Raw genomic sequence first — 20,937 nt, 5'->3', positions numbered from 1 at the left:
GTGTGATGTGGAGCGGTGGTGCGCGGCCCCGCGCTGTCAGTGCGACAGCACGGAGGCCAGGAACGACTGCGCCCGCGCGGTGGCCGGCGAGTCGAAGAACTGGGCGGGCGGCGCCTGCTCGACGATCTGCCCGCGGTCCATGAAGACCACGCGATCGGCGGCACGGCGGGCGAAGCCCATCTCGTGGGTGACGACGATCATCGTCATGCCCTCCTTGGCGAGGGAGGTCATCACATCCAGCACCTCGCCGACCATCTCGGGGTCGAGCGCGCTGGTGGGCTCGTCGAAGAGCATGACCTTCGGCTGCATGGCGAGTGCGCGGGCGATGGCGGCGCGCTGCTGCTGTCCGCCGGAGAGCTGTGCGGGGTGGCTGTCCGCCTTGTCGGCGATGCCCACGCGGTCGAGGAGTTCCATCGCCTGGGCGCGCGCCGCGTCCTTGCCGAGCTTGCGGACCTTGAGCGGAGCGAGCGTGACGTTGTCGAGGATCGTGCGGTGCGCGAACAGGTTGAACGACTGGAAGACCATGCCGACCTCGGCGCGCAGCTTCGCGAGTGGTGCGCCCTCCTCCGGCAGCAGCTCGCCGTCGACGCGGATCTCGCCGGAGTCGATCGTCTCCAGCCGGTTGATGGAACGGCACAGGGTCGACTTGCCCGACCCGGAGGGGCCGACCACGACGACGACCTCGCGCTCGGCGACGTCGAGGTCGATGTTCTGCAGCACGTGGAGGTCGCCGAAGTGCTTGTCGACCGCGCGCAGACTCACCATCGGCCGGGCGTCCGTTGCTGTCATCGGTGGTTCCTCGCATCGTTGTCGGGCAGGTTTCGATGAGCGTACTAAGTAACCGCCAATAATCGCAATATCGAAATTAGTTAATGCGATATCGAACGAAGTCGGTACAGTATTCTCTACGAAACGAGGGGACGCGCCGATGGTGAGCACGATGGGGCCGAGCACGGTCGAGGGGACGCCGGTCCACGCCGGTCCGGGCACCCCCGGCGGCATCCTCGACCTCGTCCGCTCCGGCCGCTCGCGGTCGCGCGCCGACATCGCACGCAGCACCGGCCTCTCTCCGTCGACTGTCTCGCAGCGCGTGGACGCGCTCATCGCCGCCGGCTACCTGCGCGAGGCGGGTGCCGGAGTCTCCCACGGAGGGCGCCGCCCCCGCGCCCTCGAAGTGGATGCGTCCACCGGCGTCGTCTGCGCTGCCGACCTCGGCTCGCACCATGCAACTTTCGGGCTCATCGACCTCGGCGGCCGCCTCCTCGCCTCCCGGAACGAGTCGATGGACATCAGCACAGGCCCGGCGGCCGTGCTCGGCTGGATCGCCGAGGTCGCCGCAGAGCTGACCGCCGAGCACGCGCAACCCGGGCAGACCCTCCGCGGGTTCGGGATCGGCCTGCCCGGCCCGGTCGACTCGACCACGGGTCGCATGGTCTCGCCCTCGCGCATGCCCGGCTGGAACGGCGTGGACGTCGCGGCCGAGCTCACCCGCATCACCGGTCTCCCGGCCGCCGTCGACAACGACGCCAACCTGATGGCGCTCGGGGAGTACGACACCCTCGCCGCCGGGGGCGCGGATGTCGGCGAGCTGGTCTTCGTCAAGGCGGGGTCGAGCATCGGCTGCGGCATCATCGCCTTCGGCGGCGTCTATCACGGCTTCCACGGGATGGCCGGGGACATCAGCCACGTCACCGTCCCGGGCGCCCCGGCGGTACTGTGCTCGTGCGGGCGGATCGGCTGCCTGGATGCGGTGGCCGGTGGCGCCGCGATCGTACAGGCCCTGCGCTCCTCCGGGGTCGACATCGCCGACACCCGCGAGGTGCTGGCGCTCGCGCGCGACGCGCATCCCCGCGCCACACAGGAGTTGCGGGAGGCGGGCCTGCGCACCGGCGGCGTCCTCGCGACGATCATGAACTTCTTCAACCCGCAGCGGCTCGTGCTCGGCGGCATCCTGGGGGAGGCGGAGGCGTTCGTCGCCGGGGTGCGATCGGCCATCTACTCCGACTGCCTGCCGATGATCACCGACCAGCTCGAGATCGCCGTGAGCTCGGCCAAGGAGAACGCGGGCATCCGCGGTGCCGGCCGGCTCATCCTCGACGCGCTGTTCGACCCGTCGCGCGTCGACCTCGTCGTGCGATGACCGCGCATGGCGTCGCCGTCGTCGGTGCAGGACGGATGGGGCAAGCGCACGCGACGGCCTGGGCCCGGGTCGGCGTGCCGGTGCGGTGGGTCGTCTCGCCGCGGCGGCGTCCGGAGCTGCGGGATGCGCCGGGCGCCCGCTGGGCCACATCGCTCGCCGTTGCGCTCGCCGATCCCGACCTGACGATCGTGTCTATCTGCACGCCCACGCCGTCGCACGCGCTGCTCGCCATCGAAGCGCTGGAGGCCGGGCGTCACGTCCTGCTCGAGAAGCCGATCGCGCTGACGCTGGAGGACGCGCAGCGAGTGGTGGACGCGGCATCCCGAGCGGCGGGGAGGCTGATGGTCGCGCACGTCGTCCGCTTCTTCCCGGGCTACGCCGCGCTCGCCGCCCGCGTCGCCGCCGGGTCGGTCGGCCGGCCGCGGGTCGTGCGCGCCTCCCGCATCTCGGATGCGCCTGTCGGCTACGACTGGCTGAAGGACGAGGAGCGGTCCGGCGGCATGCTCGTGGACTTCGGCATCCACGACATCGACCAGGCGAACGCCTACCTCGGGCGCGCGGTCGCGGTCACCAGCGTCCCGCTCGAGGGCGACGGCTTCGGCACCCCGGTCGTCACGACCGTCGAATACGCGGAGGGCGGGATCGCGCAGCTGCTGCACGCGTCGGACCTGCCCGCCGGTGCGCCGTTCCGCTCAACGCTGGAGGTCGTCGGGGACGTCGCAGTGGATACGGCCGACACCTCCGCAGGGGACGCCTTCGCCGAGCAGGCGCGCTACTTCCTGGGCTGCATCGAGCAGGGAACCGAGCCGGCGACCGCCCCCGTGGCCGTCGCCGTCGACGCGCTGCGGGTCGCGCTCGCCGCACGCGAGTCGGCGCGGACGGGACGGCGCGTACCGCTCGGGTAGGGTGGGCGCGTGAACGACAAGTGGTGGCAGTCGGCGGTCGTCTATCAGGTCTACCCGCGGAGCTTCGCGGACAGCGACGGCGACGGGATCGGCGACCTGCGCGGCGTGATCGAGCACCTGGACTACCTCAAGACCCTCGGTGTTGACGTGGTCTGGCTGTCCCCGATCTACGCGTCGCCGCATGACGACAACGGCTACGACATCAGCGACTACCGCGCGATCGATCCGCTGTTCGGCACCTTCGAGGACTTCGACGAACTGCTCGATGGCCTGCACGCCCGCGGGATGAAGCTGGTCATGGACCTGGTGGTCAACCACACCTCCGACGAGCACCCGTGGTTCATCGAGTCGGCGTCCTCGACCGACAACCCCAAGCGCGACTGGTACTGGTGGCGCCCGGCGCGCGCCGGGCACCAGCCGGGCGAGCACGGCGCAGAGCCGAACAACTGGGGCTCCTTCTTCTCCGGGCCCGCCTGGCAGCTCGACCCGCAGACCGGCGAATACTACCTCCACCTCTTCTCCCGCAAACAGCCTGACCTCAACTGGGAGAACCCGGAGGTGCGCGAGGCCGTCTACGACATGATGAACTGGTGGCTCGACCGCGGGGTCGACGGCTTCCGGATGGACGTCATCAACTTCATCTCGAAGGTCACCGACCTCCCCGACGGCGAGGTGCCGGAAGGCGCGCTGTACGGGAATGCGTACCCCTACTTCGGTCAGGGGCCGCGCATCCACGAGTTCCTGCACGAGATGCACCAGCGGGTGTTCCTCGGCCGCGGCGACCGCTACCTCACCGTCGGCGAGATGCCCGGCGTCGACGTCGAGCAGGCGCGGCGCTTCACCGACCCGGCGAACGGTGAGCTCGACATGGTGTTCCAGTTCGAGCACGTCGACCTCGATCACGGCCCCGGCGGCAAGTGGGACCACCGGCCGGCGTCGGTGCTCGACCTCAAGCGCAACCTGTCGAAGTGGCAGGAAGGGCTCGCGGACGTCGGCTGGAACAGCCTCTACTGGAACAACCACGACCAGCCGCGCGTCGTCAGCCGGTTCGGCGACGACGGCGAGCACCGCGTCCCGTCCGCCAAGGCGCTGGGAACGGTTCTCCACCTGATGCGAGGGACGCCGTACGTCTACCAGGGCGAAGAGCTGGGGATGACGAACGTGCCGTTCGCGTCGATCGACGACTTCCGCGACATCGAATCGCTCAACCACTACGCCGAGGCGGTCGACATCCTGGGCGCCCCGGCAGAGGTCGTGCTGGCGGCGCTGCGGCGGACCAGCCGCGACAACGCCCGCACTCCGATGCAGTGGACCGCGGGCCCGAATGCGGGATTCACGACCGGGACGCCGTGGATCGCGTCCAACCCCAACGCGGCCGAGATCAACGCCGAGGCCGAGGTCGCCGACGACGACTCGGTCTTCGCGCACTACCGAGCGCTGATCGACCTCCGGCACCGGTCGGACGTGGTGGCGCGCGGCGACTACACGCTCGTGCTGCCCGAGCATCCGCAGATCTTCGCGTACACCCGCGCCCTCGGCGGCAGGGCGCTGCTCGTGCTGGCGAATCTCACCGGCGACGAGGCGACGTTCGACCCGGCCAAGCTGCCCGGTTGGTCGGACGCGGAGCCGGTGCTCTCGAACCTCGGCGCCTCGGCCGCCCCGCGCGGTGTGCTGCGGCCCTGGGAGGCGGTCGTCCTCTCCCGCGGCTGACGCGGTGCCACAGCGCCGGTCTTGCGCGGCCGCTCCTGCGGGTGTGGGATAGGCGGCACGAACCGGGAGGGGAAATGGGCGAGTACGTGGCACGGGCGGAGATCGACGTGGCGGCCCCGCGCAGCACGGTGTGGAAGGTGCTCACGTCGAACGGCGCGCGGCCCGAGATCATGTTCGGGGCGGAGGTCGTCTCGGACTGGCGTGTCGGCTCGAAGATCGTCTGGCGCGGCGAATGGCAGGGGAAATTGTTCGAGGATCACGGGCGGGTGATCGAGCTCGAGAACCGCGAGGAGCCGTGGCGGATCGTGCTGACGCACTTCAGCCCGCTCAGTGGTCTGCCCGACGAGCCCGACAACTACCACACGCTCCGGTTCGAGGTGGATGCGATCCCCGGCGGGACGCGCATCACCCTCGATCAGGACAACAACCCGACCCGTGAGGCCGCCGAGCACGCGCAGGGGAACTGGGCTCAGATGCTCGCCGGCGTGAAGACCGTCGCCGAGCGCGATCAGGACTGACGGCCGGTCAGTCGCCGAAGGCCTCGCGCAGGAACGCCGTCAGGAAGACGTCGAACGCCTGGACGGTGCCGTTGCGGTCGCCGCTGATCAGGAAGCCGAAGTGCAGGCCGGCGGCGGAGTCGACCAGCCAGTGCGCGAGGACTCCGGCGCGGCGGCTCTCGATGCCCTGCTTCTTGAGCCATGACTTCACGGTGTCGCGCCACTGGGTGAACGCGACGGTGACGCGCTGCCCGATGTCGGGGTCGATCGGCTCGAGCGCGCCCGCCTCGAACTGCAGTCGCAGCGCCGTCCGGTTGTTCTCGCGCAGCGAGTGCCGGAAGGCCTCCTTGTACCAATCCCGGAACTGATCGCGGTCGAAAGCGGTCACATCCACGCCGATCAGCGACTCGGACTGCTGGCGCACGCCCTCCTCGAGGATGGCGTCGATCATCTCCTGCCGCGACCCGAAGTGGTACACGAACGAGTAGGTGCTGACGCCCAGAGCGCTCGCCAGACTGCGGAACGTCATGCGCGAAAGCGGCTCGGTCGCCACATGGTCCATGATGCGCGCGAGGAGTTCCGGCTTGCGGTTCGGATCTGGAGTGCGGCCCACGCGATAACACTAGTCCGAATATCGTGCCGGATGACTAGGCAGCTGTTGCGCTGTTCAGGGCTTCTTCGGGGGTTGGGACCGCCCTGACCGCCGCCCTGACCGCCGCCCCCTCGACCTCCGCCTCCGGGTGCCGGTGCCGTCGGCGCACCCGGGGCGGGCGCCGTCGTCGGAGGCTTCGGCGCCGGGGGAGCGGTCGTGTACTTGCCGGCGGGCGACGGGAACGCCGATCCGCCGTACGCGGCGTTCAGCGCGGCGATGACCCGCTTCGCGATGGCGAACTTGACGTTGCCTCCGCCGATTCCCTGGAAGCTGACGCTGCGGAGTGCCACTCCGCCCTGCACGTTGCCCACCCAGGTGGCCTGCGCGACCTTCGTGGTGGATGTGACCAGCCAGTTCTCGATCGAGTCGTCCGTCGTTCCGGTCTTGCCGAAGACGGGGATGCCGTCGCCGGGGTTCGCGGAGGCCGCGGTGCCGCCGCCACGCAGCACGCCCTGGAGCGCGTAGATCGCCGCCGCGGCGACCTGGGGGTCGATCGGAGTCGTCGAGCACTGCGACTTCGGTACCGCATGCGCGCTGCCGTCGCCGTTGATGATCTTGTCGATCGCGATCGGGCTGCAGGCGACGCCGTTGTTGGCGAGGCCCGCGTAGGCGGTCGCCATGGTCAGCGGTGCGATGTAGTTGGTGCCGAGCACCGAGGACGGGTTGGCCATGTAGGGGTTGGCCGCCTCGTCCGCGCCGTGAACCAGCAGGTCCTGCGCGCGCTGCTTGATGCCGCAGAGGTCGAGCGAGGTCGCCATCTTCGCGAAGATCGTGTTGATGGACTGCGCGGTCGCGTTCATGACGCTCGTCGACGAGACCGACTCGCCCTCGTCGTTGGAGACGTTCCACGGAGCGCCGCCGATGTCGTTGCACGGGTCGCTGGAGTGGAACGAGGTCTGCGGGAAGACGTGTTGCGTCCCGCTCACCGATTGGTAGAGCGAGTGCCCTTCATTGAGCCATTCGAGCAGGTCGAAGACCTTGTACGCCGATCCCGTCTGGAAGCCCTCCGACCCGCCGTAGGCGTAGTCGGTGTTGTAGTTGACCGCCGTGGTCGAGGGAGCGGGCTCCGCCGTGTTGTCGTACGGCCGGTTCTGAACCATGGTGACCACCCGGCCCGTGCCGACTTCGACCGCCACGTTCGAGGAGCCGAGGTCGAGGCGCGGGTCGGCCGGCGGGATGTACGAACTCACAGCCGCCTGCGCCTGGTTCTGCAGGTCGAGGTTGAGCGTCGTGTAGATCTTGAGCCCGCCGCGCGTGAGGAAGTTGGAGCGGTCGTCCTCGGTCTTGCCGAAGATCGGGTCCTGCTCGATGACGCGCTCGACGTAGTCGCAGAAGAACGCCGCGTTGTACTGCTGCGCCGTCATGCAGCCGTTCTGGGTCGGCGTGATCTTCGGCTCGACCTTCGTGGCGCGGGCGGCGTCGTGCTCCTCCTTGGTGATCTTGCCGTTGGCGAGCATCCGGTCGAGCACGTAGTTCCGCCGGTCCAGGGTCTCCTTGTACCCGTCGGCCGCGCCGTTCTCCTTGCTGTTCGGCTTGTCGATGCGCAGGTTGTCCGGGTTGTTCAGGATGGCGATCAGCGTCGCCGCCTGCTGCAGGTTCACATCCTTCGCCCCGACCCCGAAGTAGTACTCGGCCGCCGACTGCACGCCGTAGACCCGGCCGCCGAAGAGCGCGATGTTCAGGTAGCTCTGCAGGATGTCGTTCTTCGAGTACTCCTTCTCGAGCCCGATCGCGTACCGCATCTCTTTGAGCTTGCGGGACGGGTCGACCTTGGTGGCGTCGTTGTAGCAGGCCTCGTAGGCGGTGAGCTGCTTCTTCTGCACCGCGTCGGTCGCCGTCGGGTCGGGCTGCTTGTTCTCGCAGCGCTGCACGAGGATGTTCTTCACGTACTGCTGGGTGATGGACGAACCGCCCTGCACCGACTTGTGCAGTGCCGTGAGGACGGCGCCGCGCAGGGTTCCTGTGACGTCGACGCCGCCGTGCTCGTAGAAGCGCGGATCTTCGGTCGCGATCGCCGCGTCCTTCAGGTTCTGGGAGATGCCGTCCCAGCCCACCTCGATGCGGTTCTGGGAGTAGAAGGTCGCGATCGGCACCTGCTGCCCGTTGCTCAGCGCGTACATCGTCGACGCCTGGGCCAGCGGCTCGACCTTGATGTACTCAGGCAGGCCGTCGAAGACGCTGATGGTGGAGTCTGCCGCCGAGCCGGTCAGCGCGACCGCCGGTGTGACCGCCGCTGCTGCGAGCACGCCGGCCAGACCGCTCAGCGCGACGAATCCCGCAAGGGCAGGCGCCCATCCCCATCTCATGCGTCACGTTCTCCCTCGTCGAGACCATTCTTCCGTGGCGGCAATGATACGCGTCGGTCGTGACCGCTCCGGGAGGTCGACGTCCAGGTTGTGGAGAGAACGAATGCCGCCGGACCTGTGGACGGTTGCGTCAGGAGCTCTCGCGCAGCTTGTCGCAGAGCTGAGCCAGCGTCTCGAGTTCGTCGGTGGTCAGCCGGCTGCCGACCCGCGCGTTGATCGTCTTCACATGGTCGACCGCAACGCGGCGGAACATCTCGAATCCCTTATCGGTCAGGCGGATCACGGTGCCGCGGGCGTCCGAGGGCTCGGGCTCCTTGGCCACGAGGCCGCGCGCGACGAGACGATCGACGAGCCGGCTGACGCTGGGCTGGGTGAGGAGCACGTGCTTGTTGAGGTCGCGCAGCCGCAGTTCGCGGTTCGGCTGGCGCGAGAGGTTGAAGAGCACGTCGTACTCGTTGAACGAGATGTCCCGCGTCGGGAACTCGGCCGCCAGCGTGCGCATGACGGCGACCTGCGCACGGAAAAGCGACTCCCACGCCGCCACCGCGCTGATGCGCGAGCGGCCGGGTGAGCCCTGCGTCGCGGTCTCGGTCATGACTCTCCTCCTCATGCTCGATGCATTCGCATCTTCTCATCATGAGGGTACGTCGACATCCGTGTTACCACGGGCGGGAAGCGGATGGAGAGGTCACCGCGCAAAGATCGAGGGCCGGCCGCAGAGGCTAGCGGCCGGCCCTCTCCCTTGCACCAAGAGTGTCCTGCAATCACATTCCGCGATGGCTGCCACAGCAAACAACCATTGCTCTTGAACTATATAACGAAGAGGTAACGGCATCTAGTTATCAAGTCGTTATTTTTTCTGCGAATCTCCTATGCACTCCCGAGCGATGACCTGAGCGGTATCCTCGCCGCGTGACCGACGACTCCGCGGCCTTCCGGGGCGACATCCCCGCGCACTACGACGCCGGCCTCGGGCCGGTGCTGTTCGAGTACTACGCCGACGTGCTCGGGCGAGCGGTCGCCGAGACCGAGCCGGGCCGCATCCTCGAGACCGCCGCCGGCACCGGCATCTCGTCCGCCGCGATCGCGCGCTACAGCCCGCGCGCGGAGCTCGTCGTCACCGACCTCAACGAGGCGATGCTGCACCTGGCGCACAAGAAGGTGCCCGCATCCACCCGCATCGACGTCGCCGACGCCCAGCACCTGCACTTCCATGAGGGCGACTTCGACGCGGTCGCGTGCCAGTTCGGCGTCATGTTCCTGCCAGACCTCGCAGCCGGCTTCCGCGAGGCCCGTCGCGTGCTCGCTCCACGAGGCGTCTTCCACTTCTCTGTCTGGGACAGCCACGCGAAGAACCGGTTCGCCGCGATCACGCACCAGCTGCTCGCCGAGACCTTCCCGGCCGACCCTCCGACGTTCTACCAGGTGCCGTTCGGACTGAGCGACGTCGGCTACCTGCGCGACGAGGCTCAGGCGGCCGGGTTCGGCCGCATCCGGGTGGATGTGCTCCCGCACACCTCGAGGGTGGCCTCGTGGTCGGCCTTCGCCGACGGACTGCTCCTGGGCAACCCGGTCGCCGACCAGCTGCGCCGGCGATCGGCCGACATCCCGGCCCTCCTGCGCGAACTCGCCCGGCGCCTCGAGGTGGAGTACGGCCCGGCTCCGGTGGAGATCCCGTTGCAGACACTCTTCTATCGCGCCTATCCCGCCTAGCTCTGGACAGATTCACTCTGGATCGAATACTCTACTCAGAGTAATCAGATGCGAGTGGAGGTGACCATGTCCAAGCGCGCGGTGTCCAACCCGCTGGCCCTGGCCGTGCTCGCCTGCCTCTGGGAGCGCCCGATGTACCCGTACGAGATGACGACCACGATGCGGGAGCGGGGCAAGGAGGACAGCATCCGCCTCAACTTCGGCTCCCTCTACGCCGTCATCAAGTCGCTCGAGAAGCACGGCTTCATCGAGGTGGCGCAGACCGAGCGCGAGGGCAACCGTCCGGAGCGCGTCGTCTACGCGATCACCGACTCCGGCCGCGCCGAGGCGGAGGAGTGGCTGCGGGAGCTCATCGAGGTGCCGGTGAAGGAGTACCCGGCGATCGAGACCGGGCTGTCGCTGCTGCCGATGCTGCCCCCGGAGGTCGCCGCCGACCTGCTCGAGAGCCGCCGCGACCGGATCGACGCAGACCTCGCGGCGCGACGGACGCTGCACGAGCAGGTCCGCGGGCTCCCAGAGCTTTTCATGGTGGAGTCCGACTACCGCCTGGCTGTCCTCGAGGCCGAGCGTGCCTTCGTCGCCGATCTGGCCGCGCGCATCCGCGACCGCTCGATCGGCGGCTACGAGGGCTGGGAGCAGCTGCACCGGCTGCTCGCCGAAGGTGTCGGGATGGAGGAGCTGAGCGAGCGCATCGCCGCCGGCTTCTTCGGGGAGGAGGCGGCCGCCCTGTACCGCGCCTAGACAGAACGATGGCCGGAGAGCGGCAACTCTCCGGCCATCCACACCTTCAGTCGTTCCATTCGGAACCTGCGTCAACAGTCACCGAGGGCTCCTTCCAGGATATCCCGTTGCGGTGGCTGACCATCAGATCAGAGAGGAAAGCCACCATGGCATCCGCAACCGGGCCGGCACTCGCCGCCGCCCACCTCGTGAAGACCTACAGCGGCGGCAGGGGCAAGCCCCCGTTCGTGCGCTCGACGACCTCGGCTTCGAGGTCGCGTCCGGGACCGTGTTCGGGCTGCTCGGCCCGAACGGCGCCGGCAAGTCGACCACCATGAAGATCCTGTCGACGCTCGCACGGCCCGACTCCGGCTCGGCGTCAGTGGCCGGGATCGACGTCATCCGCCATCCTGCCCGCGTACGCCGGGCCATCGGGTACGTCGCACAGAAGCCGGTCTCCGACCCGTCCGACACCGGGGTTGAAAACCTCCTCCTGGCCGGCCGCCTGCAGGGCATGCCCGGGCGGGATGCGGCGGCGCGCGCCCGCGAACTGCTCGACCGCTTCGGACTCACCGAGCACGCGCGCCGGCAGGTCAAGACCTACTCCGGCGGCATGGCCCGCAAGCTGGATGTGGCGATCGGCCTCATGCACCGTCCGCAGGTGCTCTTCCTGGATGAGCCGACCACCGGGCTCGACCCGGAGGCGCGCGCCGAGCTCTGGCTGGAGCTCGAACGGATGACGGCGGCCGAGAACCTGACCGTCCTGCTGACGACGCACTATCTGGATGAGGCGGACCGCCTCGCCGACCGGCTCGCGATCGTCGATCACGGCCGGGTCGTCGCCGGGGGAACGCCCGAGGAGCTGAAGAACGGACTCCGGGGCGACGCCATCGTGGTCGAGCTGGCCGGTGACGCCGATCCACTCGCCGGGCTCTCCACCCTGCAACGGGTGGATGCGCTGCGCGAGGTGGGCGGCGACGGCCGCACCCTGCGCGCCCGCGCCGACGTCGGCGCCGCCACGCTCCCGCTCGCCCTCGCGGCGCTGGAGGCCGCGGGCGTCGCCGTCGCCTCCGCCACGGTCGCCCGGCCGAGCCTGGACGACGTCTACCTGCGGCACACCGGCCGCACCTTCACGCGGGCGCAGGAGTCCGCCGAGTTCGTCCTGGAGGACGCATCATGACCGCCGCAACCCTCGCACCGTCCCGCCCGCTCCGTCGGACCGGGCCGACCTTCCTCACCCACACCCTGCTGCTGACCGGCCGTCAGCTGCGGGCGGCCTGGCGGATGCCGGCGTTCCTGGTGATGAACCTGGTCCAGCCGGTGATCTGGCTGCTGCTGTTCGGGCAGCTGTTCAAATCGGTCATCGAGATCCCCGGCTTCGGCAACGCCGGGCAGAGCTACCTCGAGTACCTGACACCGGGCGTCGTCATGATGCTCGCGCTGTTCGGCAGCGCGTGGTCGGGCACCGTCTACATCCAGGACATGGACCGCGGCGTGATGGACCGGTTCCTCACGTCGCCGACCAACCGTGCGGCGATGATCGTCTCGACGCTGGTGTACCAGTCGATCCTCGCGGTGGCGCAGTCGCTCGTGGTGGTCGGGATCGCCTTCTGGGCGGGGGCGCGCTTCGAGGGCGGGGTGGTCGGCATCCTGCTGCTCCTGCTCGGAGTGGTGCTGCTGACCGCTGTGTTCTGCTCGCTGTCGAACGCGGTGGCGCTGCTGGCTCGCGAGCAGACGGCGCTGATCGGCATATCGCAGCTGATCACGCTGCCGCTGATGTTCCTCAGCTCGGCGATCATGAACACGAAGCTGTCGCCGGAGTGGGTGCAGAACGTGGCCGCGTACAACCCGTTCGAGTGGGCGGTGATCGTCGGCCGCCAGGCGCTGAGTGCAACCCCGGACTGGTCGACCCTGTGGTTCCACGCCGCCCTGCTGCTGGCGCTCGCGGTCGTCATGGCCGCCTGGGCCACATCCGCCTTCCGCACCTACCAGCGCACCACCTAGCCGCAGCCGCCGAGCACAGGAAGAACGTCGTGGTCCGCTCCGGATCGCGACGTTCTTCCTGTGCGCGCGGGCTGCGGGGGTGGGCTCAGAAGAGGTCGGGGGAGGGGGCGCTCGCGTAGCGGATGGAGACGTCGGCGTGGCGGTCGAAGCGGTAGCCGACGCCGCGGACCGTGCGCACGATGTCCTCGTAGCGAGCCAGCTTGGAGCGCAGGCGGCGCACGTGGACGTCGATGGTGCGCTCGTTGGGCACCTCGTCCTCGTCCGCGTCGCTCCACAGCGAACTGATCAGCTCCGAGCGCTCGATCGTCCGGCCCTCGCGCAGCACCAGGTACTGCAGCAGCTCGAACTCCTTGTACGTCAGCGCGACGGTCTGGTTGTCGAGCACCAGGCGCTTGCGCGAGATGTCGACGACGACGCCGGAAGCGGCACGGTCCTCGTCCTCGTCGACCGTCACGGTCTGGCGGTGCTTGGCGACCGCCGACGGGTCCTGCAGCGCGAGGCGGACCACATCCACGTCGCGTCCGCCGGCGCCGGCGGGGGCCAGGGCGACCGCGGCGTAGGTCTCGGCGGAGGGGGCGATCTCGGCGGTCAGCCGCTTCAGCGCCTCCACGATGCGGCCGAGGTCGGTGCCGTCGGCGAGGGCCTTGGCCTCGTCGATCCCGACGTAGAGCACGAAGCCGCGAGCCTCGGTGCCCTCCGGGACGGCGCGGATGCGCGGAGCGGACTCGGCGGCGGCGGCCGCGGCCGGCGCGACGGGGGCCGGACGGACCGGGGCGACGGGCGAGACGGTGGCGGTGCGGGCGTAGGTGGTGTCGATGGTAGCCAGAGACATGGGGATCAAGTCCTTCGATGATGATGTTCCGCGTCCCGATGTGCGACGATGCTCCGCCGATGAAGCGGAGGTGCAGGGATTCGCGGGAGTGTCGTGTTGTGCCCTGTCAGAAAGGGCTGATGCGCGGGAGCCTGGTTGCGGCGATCCCGGGGAGCGTTCGCCAGGTCACGACCGGGTGCGGTCGGAGGGCGGCTGCTCGGCGAATGGTCGTCAGATCAGCGGCACATTCGGCAACACATGACTGCGTCGCGGCCGGCCATCATCATGCCGGCATTCCCAAGGGCCTCGAAGGAGGTCAGGGTACGCGCGTTGTCAGTCATGCAGGACAGTAAAACCGATCATGACTCGACGTGTCAAATGATTACGTAATGTTGCGGACCGCTACACGGTGCCGTAGAGGCGGTCGCCGGCGTCGCCCAGACCTGGCACGATGTAGCCGTTCTCGTTCAGCCGCTCGTCCAGCGAGCCGAGGACGATGGTCACATTGCGGCCCTCGGTCGCCTTCTCCAGCGCCTCCAGACCCTCGGGGGCCGCGAGCAGGCAGATGGCGGTCACATCCACCGCGTTGCGCTGGAAGAGGAAGTCGATCGCGGCGCCCAACGAGCCGCCCGTCGCGAGCATCGGGTCGAGCACGAAGCACTGGCGGTCGGACAGGTCCATCGGCAGGCGCTCGGCGTACGTCGTCGGCTCCAGCGTCTCCTCGTTGCGCACCATCCCGAGGAACCCGACCTCGGCGGTGGGCATGAGCCGCACCATCCCCTCGAGCATGCCGAGCCCGGCGCGCAGGATCGGGACGACCAGCGGACGCGGTTCGCTCAGCGCGACGCCGGTCGTCTTGGTGACCGGAGTCTGGATCTCGACCGGCTCGACGCGCACGCCGCGCGTGGCCTCGTAGGCGAGCAGGGTCACGAGCTCTTCCGTGAGCTGGCGGAACACCGGCGACGGGGTCGACGCGTCGCGGAGCACCGTCAGCTTGTGGGTGATGAGAGGGTGGTCCGCAACGTGCACTCGCATAGGCTCAAGGCTAGCCGAAACATCCCCGAGGAGCCCCCGTGAGCCTGACCGTCCCCAGCTCGTACGAGCAGTGGATGCGCGCCGCGCTCGACGACGCCCGGCTCGCGTTCGTCACCGGCGACGTCCCGGTCGCCGCGCTGGTGCTCGACGAGGAGGGCCGCGTCATCGGCCGCGGCCGCAACGAGCGCGAGCTGCGGCACGACCCGACGGCGCACGCGGAGGTGCTGGCCCTGCGGGACGCAGCCGCGACGCGCGACGACTGGCACCTCGAGGGATGCACACTCGTCGTGACGCTCGAGCCCTGTGTGATGTGCGCGGGCGCGGTGCTCGCGGCGCGCGTCCCGACCGTCGTCTTCGGCGCGTGGGATGAGAAGGCCGGCGCAGGAGGGTCGGTGTACGACGTGCTGCGCGACCGGCGACTGAACCACCAGGTGCAGGTGTACGCCGGTGTTCTCGCGGAGGAGTGCGGCGAGGTGCTGCTCGACTTCTTCCGCGCGAAGCGCTGAGCGCTCGGGCCTGCCTCTACCGTTACCGCTTCAGGCTGCTCAGCCACTCCGAGAAGGCCGCGCGGGACGCCTCCTGCATCCGCGCCGAGTGCAGCTCGCGGTCGCGGCGCAGCGCCTCCGGGTCGATGGCCAGCTCGTCGAGTTCGTTGTACCCGTCGGCGACCCACGCCTCGTGCATCTCGTCGGTGACCTCGGGGTGGAACTGCACCGCGAGCGCGAAGTCGCCGATTGCGAACGCCTCGTTCGAGTAGTCGCTGGACGACGCGAGCAGCGTCGCCTGCTCCGGCAGCTCGAAGGTGTCGCCGTGCCACTCCACGACCGGGACGCCGTCGAAGTGGCGGATGGGCGAGTCCACGCCAGCCTCCGTCGGCTCCACTCGTCGGTAACCGATCTGGGTGGTGTCACCGCGGTACACGCGCTGCCCGAGCGCGCCGGCCATGAGCTGGGCCCCGAGGCAGACGCCGAGTGTCGGCCGCTCGGCCTCGATCCGGGCCCGGAGCAGGTCCTTCTCGGCCTGCAGGAACGGGAACTCGTCGGTCTGGTAGGCGCCCATCTCGCCGCCGAGCACGACCACAAGGTCGGCCTCCGCCGGGTCGATCGCCGTCACATCCTCGGTGCTCGCATCCACGATCCGGAGCTCGTAGCCGTGCTCGACGAGGACCGGGCCGATGTTGCCGAGGTGGATGCTGGGGTCGTGCTGCAGGATGACGGCGGTGCGGGTCACTCGAGTCCTTTGATGACGATGGTGTCGGTGGCGGGCGCCCGGTCGTTCGGGTCGATCCAGACGTCCGGTTCGATGTAGATGACGCGGGCGGCGGGGACGGCCTCGCGGATGCGACGCTCGACGTCGTCGATCGCGGCGGCGACCTCGGCGAGACGGTGCTCGCCCGAGAAGGCGAGCTTTGCGGCGACCATGAGCTCGTCCGGGCCGAGGTACAGCGTCTTCATGTGGATGATGCGCTCGACGTCGTCGCCCGAGGTCACGGCCTTCTCGATCGCCGCGACGTCCTGGTCGCTGGCGCCCTCGCCGACGAGCAGGCTCTTCGTCTCCATGCCCAGGATGATCGCGACCGTGACCAGCAGGAGGCCGATCAGCACCGTCCCGATGCCGTCCCAGACGCTGTTGCCCGTGATGATGGTCAGCCCGACGCCGAGGAGCGCGAACACCAGACCGGTGAGGGCGGCCACATCCTCCAGCAGCACGACCGGGAGCTCAGGGGCCTTGGCGCGGCGGACGAACTGCGGCCACGTCATCCCCTGCTTGTGCGGGCGCGACTCGTGCACCGCGGTGCGCAGCGAGAACGACTCCAGCGCGATGGCGATGAGCAGCACGAGGATCGGCAGCCACGCGTTCTCGAGCGGGTGCGGGTGGGTGAGCTTTTCGACGCCCTCGTAGATCGAGAACACGCCGCCCACGGAGAACAGGATGATCGACACGACGAACGCGTACACGTAGCGCTCGCGGCCGTATCCGAACGGGTGCTCGCGGTCGGCCTTCCGCCGCGACTGACGGCCGCCGAGCAGCAGAAGCAGCTGGTTGCCGGAGTCGGCGAGCGAGTGGACGCCCTCCGCCAGCATCGACGACGACCCGGAGAAGAACCACGCGATGAACTTGGTCAGGGCGATTCCGAGGTTGGCCGCGAACGCGGCCACGATGGCTCTGGTCCCACCTGATGCGCTCATGCCCCCAATCCTAGGATGGAGCCATGGACGACACGCAGAACGTGACCCTGCCGACGATCGCGATGCTGGGGGCCGGCTCGATGGGCCGTGCCATCCTGAGCGGGCTGCTGGCGCCCGGGGTGCAGGTGGCGGGCATTCGGGTCACCAACCGGTCGGAGGCCAAGGCGGCGGAGCTCGCCGGGACGCCCGGTGTCACCGCGTACGCGACCGAGGCCCAGGCCGATGCGAACCGCCTGGCGGTGGACGGCGCGCAGGTGGTGCTCGTCGCGGTGAAGCCGGCGATGGTGCGCGACCTGCTGGCCGAGATCAGCGACTCGCTCGCGCCGGGCACGGTCGTCGTGAGCGTCGCGGCCGGAGTGACGGCGGCGACCATGGAGTCGCTGCTGCCGGACTCCGTGTCGGTCGTCCGGGCGATGCCGAACACTCCCGCCGTGGTGGGGCAGGCGGTCACAGGGGTCTCGGCCGGATCGCGGACCGATCCGTCGGACCTGGATGTCGTGCGCGCCCTGTTCGAGACCGTCGGCGAGGTCGTCGAGGTGCCGGAGTCGCAGCTGGATGCGCTGAGCACGATCTCCGGCTCCGGCCCCGCCTACGTCTTCCTCCTCATCGAGGCGCTGACCGACGCCGCCGTGCAGAAGGGCTTCACGCCCGAGCAGGCCGCGACCCTGGTGAACGGAACCTTCCTCGGCGCCTCCCAGCTGCTCGTCTCCTCCGGCGAGGACCCGGCCGAGCTGCGCCGCCGCGTCACCAGCCCCAACGGCACGACCGAGCGCGCGATCGCCGTCCTGGCCGACGCCGACCTCCCCACCCTCTTCGCCCGAGCCACTGACGCCGCCCTGGCTCGGGCCCGCGAACTGGCCGCCGGCTAGCCCGCGGGCAGAGGTCAGGACTCGAGGGCGGCGAAGCGCTCGATGTCGGCGGAGGCGCCGGAGACGATGACGAGGTCGTGGTCGGTGACGACGGTGTCGGCGGTCGCGTAGGTGAACGGGCGTCCGGGCGGCTTGACTCCGACGACCGTGATGTTGTGCTTCGAGCGCACCCCGGACTGGCCGAGGGGCAGGCCGCGGATCGGCTTCGGCGGGTACATCTTGACCAGCGCGAAGTCGTCGTCGAACTCGATGAAGTCGAGCATCCGGCCCGAGACGAGGTGCGCCACGCGCTCGCCGGCCTCCGCCTCCGGGTAGATGACGTGGTTGGCCCCGATCCGTTCCAGGATGGTGCCGTGCGACCGCGAGATCGCCTTCGCCCAGATCTGCGGCACCTTCAGGTCGACGAGGTTGGCGGTGATGAGCACGCTGGACTCGATCGACGACCCGACGGCGACGACGGCGATGGAGAAGTCCTCCGCGCCGATCTGCCGAAGACCCTCGATGGACCGCGCATCCGCCTGGACCGCGTGCGTCACCCGGTCCGCCCACTTCTGCACGAGCCCCGCGTCGGTGTCGATCGCGAGCACTTCGCGCCCGAGCCGGTCCAGCTCGCCGGCGGTCGCCGCACCGAAGCGGCCGAGGCCGATGATGAGGACGGGCGCGTTGTGCTTGATCCGGTCAACCAACGAGCGGCCTCTCCTCGGGGTTCGTGTACAGCTGCCGGCGCTGGCTCTGCGCCAGGGCGGCGGCGAGTGTCACTGTACCAACGCGTCCGCAGAACATCGTCGCGGCCATGATGTAGACGCCGGCGTCCGGGAGCCTCGCGGTCAGGCCGGTCGACAGACCGCAGGTGGCGAAGCCGGAGATGACGTCGAACAGCACGTGATCGAGCGGCGCCTTCGTGATCTGCAGGATGAGGATGGTCGAGACCGCCACGATGGTCGCACCCCAGAGGGCGACGGCGACAGACAGCCGCAGGACGTCGATCGGGATGCGGCGGCGGAACGCATCCATCGAATCCACCCCACGGGCCTCCGCGAAAGCGGCCAGGAAGAGGACGGCCAGCGTCGTCACCTTGATGCCGCCCGCGGTGGACGCGGACCCGCCGCCGATGAACATCAGCATGTCGGTGACGAGCAGGCTCGACCCGTGGAGGTCGTCGATCGGGATGGTCGAGAATCCGCCCGATCTCGCCATCGTGGAGAGGAAGAAGGACTGGAAGACGGTATGTCCCGCGTCCAGCCGCCCGAAGGTCTTCGGGTTGTCGTATTCGAGGATGATGTACAGCGCCGCGCCCGCCACCAGCAGGATCACCGAGGTGAGCAGCGTCAGCTTCACGTGGATCGACCAGCGGCGCCGCCTCTTCCGGAGGTTGGACGCGATGGCCAGGATGACCGGGAAGCCGATCGCGCCGAGGAACACGCCGACCATGAGTGCCGAGAGGAACCAGTAATCGGTCGCGAAGGCGTCGATGCCCTCGGCGTTCGGCGTGAAGCCCGTATTCGTGAACGCCATCGCCGAGTAGTACAGCGATTCCCACGCGGCCGTGCCGACGTCGATGCCGGCGATCAGCATCCGTGGGAAGAGCAGCAGCGCGACGCCCAACTCGATCACGACCATGCTCAGCGCCACGGTGGTCAGCAGCTTGCCGACCTCGCCCAGCCGCACGGCCTGCCCCTCCGCGACCGGCCCGGCGTGGACGCGCAACGGGTTGCTGTCGCTGGCGGCCATGAGCTTGGCGCGCAGCCCGAGCTTGCGCGACACGATGAGCCCGAGGATGGACGCCATGGTCAGCACGCCGACCGCACCGATCTGCACACCGAGGTAAACGAGCAGGTGGCCGAAGTAGGACCAGTGCGTCGCCATGTCGACCGTCGAGAGGCCGGTGACGCAGATGACCGACATGGCGGTGAAGAGCGAGTCGGCGAGCGGCGTCCACCTGCCGTTCGCGGACGAGATCGGCAGCGAGAACAGCAGCGTGAACAGCAGGACCAGCGCCGCGAACACGACGATCGCGAACCGCGAGGGGCTGCGGGCCGCGAAGCCGTTGATCACGGCGCGGACCGGTCCGACGGACGTCAGGGCGCCGCCACGGACCGCCCGAGTGGTGCTCATGTCGCGTCCTTCCCGTCGTCTTCCTCTTCGGGGGCGGGCTTCGGACATGGTACTGCGCCGGGGGAATGACTAGCCTGGGGAACATGGCCGACATCTTCGACGTGATCGCCGACCCGACGCGGCGCGAGATCCTGCGCGTACTGCTCGATCGCAGCTCGGATGCGACGCATGCCGCGGGCGATATATCCGTGTCGGAGATCGTGGCGACCCTCGAGCTCAGCCAGCCGACCGTGTCCAAGCACCTCAAAGTGCTGCGGGAGGCCGGGCTCGTCGCCGTGCGTGAGGAGGGCCAGCACCGCTACTACCGCCTCGATTCGCGGCCGCTGGAGTCGGTCGAAGACTGGATCATTCCGTTCACGGCATCCGACGACGACCTCCAGCTGAGCGTCCAGCTGGCCCAGGAGACCCGCGACTTCGCCAGCTCCGTCGGCAAGGTGCTCGCCGACACCCGCCACCGCGTCACCTCGGCGACCGAGCGCGTGACGCCGAAGAAGTGGCGCAGGGACTGACCCCGCCGGGTACCATGGCGGTCAGGAAAGGGACACGATGGCACACGATCTGAAGGACGTGCGCTTCTTGACGGTCGCCGAGGTGGCCGACATGATGCGCGTCTCCCGCATGACCGTCTATCGCATGGTCCACGCGGGCGAACTGCCGGCCATCCGCTTCGGTCGATCGTTCCGTGTTCCGGAGTCCGCCGTCGCGCATCTGCTGCAGACGGCCACCGTCCACGAAGGCGGCGTCGCGGACTCGGCGTGACGTCGGGTAGACTGTCACTTCGTGTCGCCGCGCGCCCCGCGGCATGCCCCTGATTCTTTGTGAGGTCCACGTGGGTTCCGTTATCAAGAAGCGTCGCAAGCGTATGGCGAAGAAGAAGCACCGCAAGCTTCTTCGCAAGACGCGCCACCAGCGTCGCAACAAGAAGTAGGCCTCCGGCCTGCAGCTCAAGCGTCGGTCCGATCGGCCCGGCGCTTTTTGCTGTGTCCTGTGCATAGAGTGGAGACGTGTCCAGCGTCTCCCTGACCCTCATCGGCAAACCGGGCTGCCACCTCTGCGACGACGCGAGGGAGGTCATCCACGGCGTGATCGCCGATCTGCCGTCCGGCGAGCCGGAGGTCGGGGTCGAGGAGCGTGACATCCTGCAGGATGCGGAGCTGTACGAGAAGTACGTGGAGGAGATCCCGGTCGTGCTCATCGACGGCCGCGTCCACACCTACTGGCGCGTGGACCCGTCCCGCTTACGCACCGCGCTGCTGGAGGCGGCGTCCTGA

24 protein-coding genes are annotated in these 20,937 nt (G+C 69.1%); 14 read left to right on the top strand and 10 right to left on the bottom strand.

Translation table 11 applies throughout. The features are described 5' to 3' along the window. Positions 1-36: 36 nt before the first annotated feature. A complete protein-coding gene (locus tag ACRAWB_RS11530; RefSeq protein WP_363806805.1) occupies positions 37-789 on the bottom strand; it encodes an amino acid ABC transporter ATP-binding protein in 753 nt (250 codons plus the stop codon). Positions 790-928: 139 nt separating this feature from the next. Between ACRAWB_RS11530 and ACRAWB_RS11525 the strand changes: the two genes are divergently transcribed. The 4 genes from ACRAWB_RS11525 to ACRAWB_RS11510 all read left to right on the top strand — a co-directional run bounded on the left by ACRAWB_RS11525 (position 929) and on the right by ACRAWB_RS11510 (position 5,273). Beyond that, positions 929-2,140, top strand: a complete 1,212-nt coding sequence (locus tag ACRAWB_RS11525) for an ROK family protein (protein ID WP_431353453.1) — start codon at positions 929-931, stop codon at positions 2,138-2,140. Continuing rightward, the gene (locus tag ACRAWB_RS11520; RefSeq protein ID WP_431353452.1) at positions 2,137-3,045 is read left to right on the top strand and encodes a Gfo/Idh/MocA family protein; all 909 of its coding nucleotides are present in this window, start codon (positions 2,137-2,139) and stop codon (positions 3,043-3,045) included. The genes ACRAWB_RS11525 and ACRAWB_RS11520 overlap by 4 nt, the downstream gene beginning before the upstream one ends. A 9-nt stretch (positions 3,046-3,054) precedes the next feature. Further along, positions 3,055-4,755 (top strand): glycoside hydrolase family 13 protein, encoded by a 1,701-nt coding sequence (locus ACRAWB_RS11515; protein WP_431353451.1) that lies wholly within the window; start codon positions 3,055-3,057, stop codon positions 4,753-4,755. A gap of 74 nt (positions 4,756-4,829) precedes the next feature. Then, complete coding sequence (locus ACRAWB_RS11510) at positions 4,830-5,273, top strand: SRPBCC family protein (RefSeq protein WP_431353450.1); 444 nt, start codon at positions 4,830-4,832, stop codon at positions 5,271-5,273. Between the two features lie 7 nt (positions 5,274-5,280). On the opposite strand, the gene ACRAWB_RS11505 is transcribed toward ACRAWB_RS11510, so the two are convergent. From ACRAWB_RS11505 to ACRAWB_RS11495, 3 genes are all read right to left on the bottom strand, one after another. Then, positions 5,281-5,781, bottom strand: coding sequence for a TetR/AcrR family transcriptional regulator (locus ACRAWB_RS11505; RefSeq protein ID WP_431353449.1), 501 nt, complete (start codon positions 5,779-5,781; stop codon positions 5,281-5,283). Beyond that, complete coding sequence (locus tag ACRAWB_RS11500; protein WP_431353448.1) at positions 5,778-8,210, bottom strand: transglycosylase domain-containing protein; 2,433 nt, start codon at positions 8,208-8,210, stop codon at positions 5,778-5,780. The genes ACRAWB_RS11505 and ACRAWB_RS11500 overlap by 4 nt, the downstream gene beginning before the upstream one ends. Before the next feature lie 130 nt (positions 8,211-8,340). Further along, positions 8,341-8,805, bottom strand: coding sequence for a MarR family winged helix-turn-helix transcriptional regulator (locus ACRAWB_RS11495; RefSeq protein WP_431353447.1), 465 nt, complete (start codon positions 8,803-8,805; stop codon positions 8,341-8,343). Positions 8,806-9,122: 317 nt separating this feature from the next. Here ACRAWB_RS11495 and ACRAWB_RS11490 point away from each other — a divergent pair, with 317 nt between their 5' ends. The 4 genes from ACRAWB_RS11490 (at position 9,123) to ACRAWB_RS11475 (ending at position 12,647) form a co-directional block, all read left to right on the top strand. After that, the gene (locus ACRAWB_RS11490) at positions 9,123-9,923 is read left to right on the top strand and encodes a class I SAM-dependent methyltransferase (RefSeq protein WP_431353446.1); all 801 of its coding nucleotides are present in this window, start codon (positions 9,123-9,125) and stop codon (positions 9,921-9,923) included. 66 nt (positions 9,924-9,989) lie between these two features. Next, the gene (locus ACRAWB_RS11485) at positions 9,990-10,664 is read left to right on the top strand and encodes a PadR family transcriptional regulator (RefSeq protein WP_431353445.1); all 675 of its coding nucleotides are present in this window, start codon (positions 9,990-9,992) and stop codon (positions 10,662-10,664) included. 112 nt (positions 10,665-10,776) lie between these two features. After that, positions 10,777-11,823, top strand: coding sequence for an ABC transporter ATP-binding protein (locus ACRAWB_RS11480; RefSeq protein WP_431353444.1), 1,047 nt, complete (start codon positions 10,777-10,779; stop codon positions 11,821-11,823). Beyond that, positions 11,820-12,647, top strand: coding sequence for an ABC transporter permease (locus ACRAWB_RS11475; protein ID WP_431353443.1), 828 nt, complete (start codon positions 11,820-11,822; stop codon positions 12,645-12,647). Before ACRAWB_RS11480 ends, ACRAWB_RS11475 begins: the two co-directional genes overlap by 4 nt. An 85-nt stretch (positions 12,648-12,732) precedes the next feature. Here ACRAWB_RS11475 and ACRAWB_RS11470 read toward each other — a convergent pair whose 3' ends face one another. Further along, the gene (locus ACRAWB_RS11470; RefSeq protein WP_431353442.1) at positions 12,733-13,479 is read right to left on the bottom strand and encodes a winged helix-turn-helix domain-containing protein; all 747 of its coding nucleotides are present in this window, start codon (positions 13,477-13,479) and stop codon (positions 12,733-12,735) included. A 381-nt stretch (positions 13,480-13,860) separates the two neighbouring features. Continuing rightward, positions 13,861-14,493, bottom strand: coding sequence for a uracil phosphoribosyltransferase (gene upp / locus ACRAWB_RS11465; protein ID WP_064110720.1), 633 nt, complete (start codon positions 14,491-14,493; stop codon positions 13,861-13,863). Between the two features lie 38 nt (positions 14,494-14,531). On the opposite strand from upp, the gene tadA reads away from it, so the two are divergent. Further along, positions 14,532-14,999 carry a tRNA adenosine(34) deaminase TadA gene (gene tadA, locus ACRAWB_RS11460; RefSeq protein ID WP_431353441.1) on the top strand — a complete coding sequence of 156 codons (468 nt, stop codon included), beginning with the start codon at positions 14,532-14,534 and terminating at the stop codon, positions 14,997-14,999. 22 nt (positions 15,000-15,021) lie between these two features. On the opposite strand, the gene ACRAWB_RS11455 is transcribed toward tadA, so the two are convergent. Next, positions 15,022-15,723, bottom strand: a complete 702-nt coding sequence (locus ACRAWB_RS11455) for a glutamine amidotransferase (protein ID WP_431353440.1) — start codon at positions 15,721-15,723, stop codon at positions 15,022-15,024. Then, positions 15,720-16,682, bottom strand: coding sequence for a cation diffusion facilitator family transporter (locus tag ACRAWB_RS11450; RefSeq protein ID WP_431353439.1), 963 nt, complete (start codon positions 16,680-16,682; stop codon positions 15,720-15,722). The genes ACRAWB_RS11455 and ACRAWB_RS11450 overlap by 4 nt, the downstream gene beginning before the upstream one ends. 23 nt (positions 16,683-16,705) lie before the next feature. Here ACRAWB_RS11450 and proC point away from each other — a divergent pair, with 23 nt between their 5' ends. Next, positions 16,706-17,551: a pyrroline-5-carboxylate reductase gene (proC, locus tag ACRAWB_RS11445; RefSeq protein ID WP_431353438.1), complete on the top strand. Its 846-nt coding sequence runs from the start codon at positions 16,706-16,708 to the stop codon at positions 17,549-17,551. Between the two features lie 14 nt (positions 17,552-17,565). On the opposite strand, the gene ACRAWB_RS11440 is transcribed toward proC, so the two are convergent. Continuing rightward, a complete protein-coding gene (locus ACRAWB_RS11440; protein WP_064110725.1) occupies positions 17,566-18,237 on the bottom strand; it encodes a potassium channel family protein in 672 nt (223 codons plus the stop codon). Continuing rightward, positions 18,230-19,666 (bottom strand): TrkH family potassium uptake protein, encoded by a 1,437-nt coding sequence (locus tag ACRAWB_RS11435; RefSeq protein WP_431353437.1) that lies wholly within the window; start codon positions 19,664-19,666, stop codon positions 18,230-18,232. Before ACRAWB_RS11435 ends, ACRAWB_RS11440 begins: the two co-directional genes overlap by 8 nt. 83 nt (positions 19,667-19,749) lie before the next feature. On the opposite strand from ACRAWB_RS11435, the gene ACRAWB_RS11430 reads away from it, so the two are divergent. The 4 genes from ACRAWB_RS11430 (at position 19,750) to ACRAWB_RS11415 (ending at position 20,937) form a co-directional block, all read left to right on the top strand. After that, positions 19,750-20,175, top strand: coding sequence for an ArsR/SmtB family transcription factor (locus ACRAWB_RS11430; protein ID WP_431353436.1), 426 nt, complete (start codon positions 19,750-19,752; stop codon positions 20,173-20,175). Positions 20,176-20,212: 37 nt separating this feature from the next. Next, positions 20,213-20,425 carry a helix-turn-helix domain-containing protein gene (locus ACRAWB_RS11425; RefSeq protein ID WP_431353435.1) on the top strand — a complete coding sequence of 71 codons (213 nt, stop codon included), beginning with the start codon at positions 20,213-20,215 and terminating at the stop codon, positions 20,423-20,425. Between the two features lie 70 nt (positions 20,426-20,495). Further along, on the top strand, positions 20,496-20,594 hold the full coding sequence (locus ACRAWB_RS11420; RefSeq protein WP_003792170.1) for a 30S ribosomal protein bS22: 99 nt from the start codon (positions 20,496-20,498) through the stop codon (positions 20,592-20,594). A 76-nt stretch (positions 20,595-20,670) separates the two neighbouring features. After that, entirely contained in the window at positions 20,671-20,937 is a 267-nt protein-coding gene (locus ACRAWB_RS11415) for a glutaredoxin family protein (RefSeq protein WP_431353434.1), read from the top strand.

Origin of the sequence: Leifsonia poae, assembly GCF_050632865.1 — a bacterium.
Classification (GTDB): Bacteria; Actinomycetota; Actinomycetes; order Actinomycetales; family Microbacteriaceae; genus Leifsonia; species Leifsonia poae_B.
The sequence above is the reverse complement of the archived record's forward strand: the minus strand, read 5'-3'. Positions and strand labels throughout refer to the sequence as shown.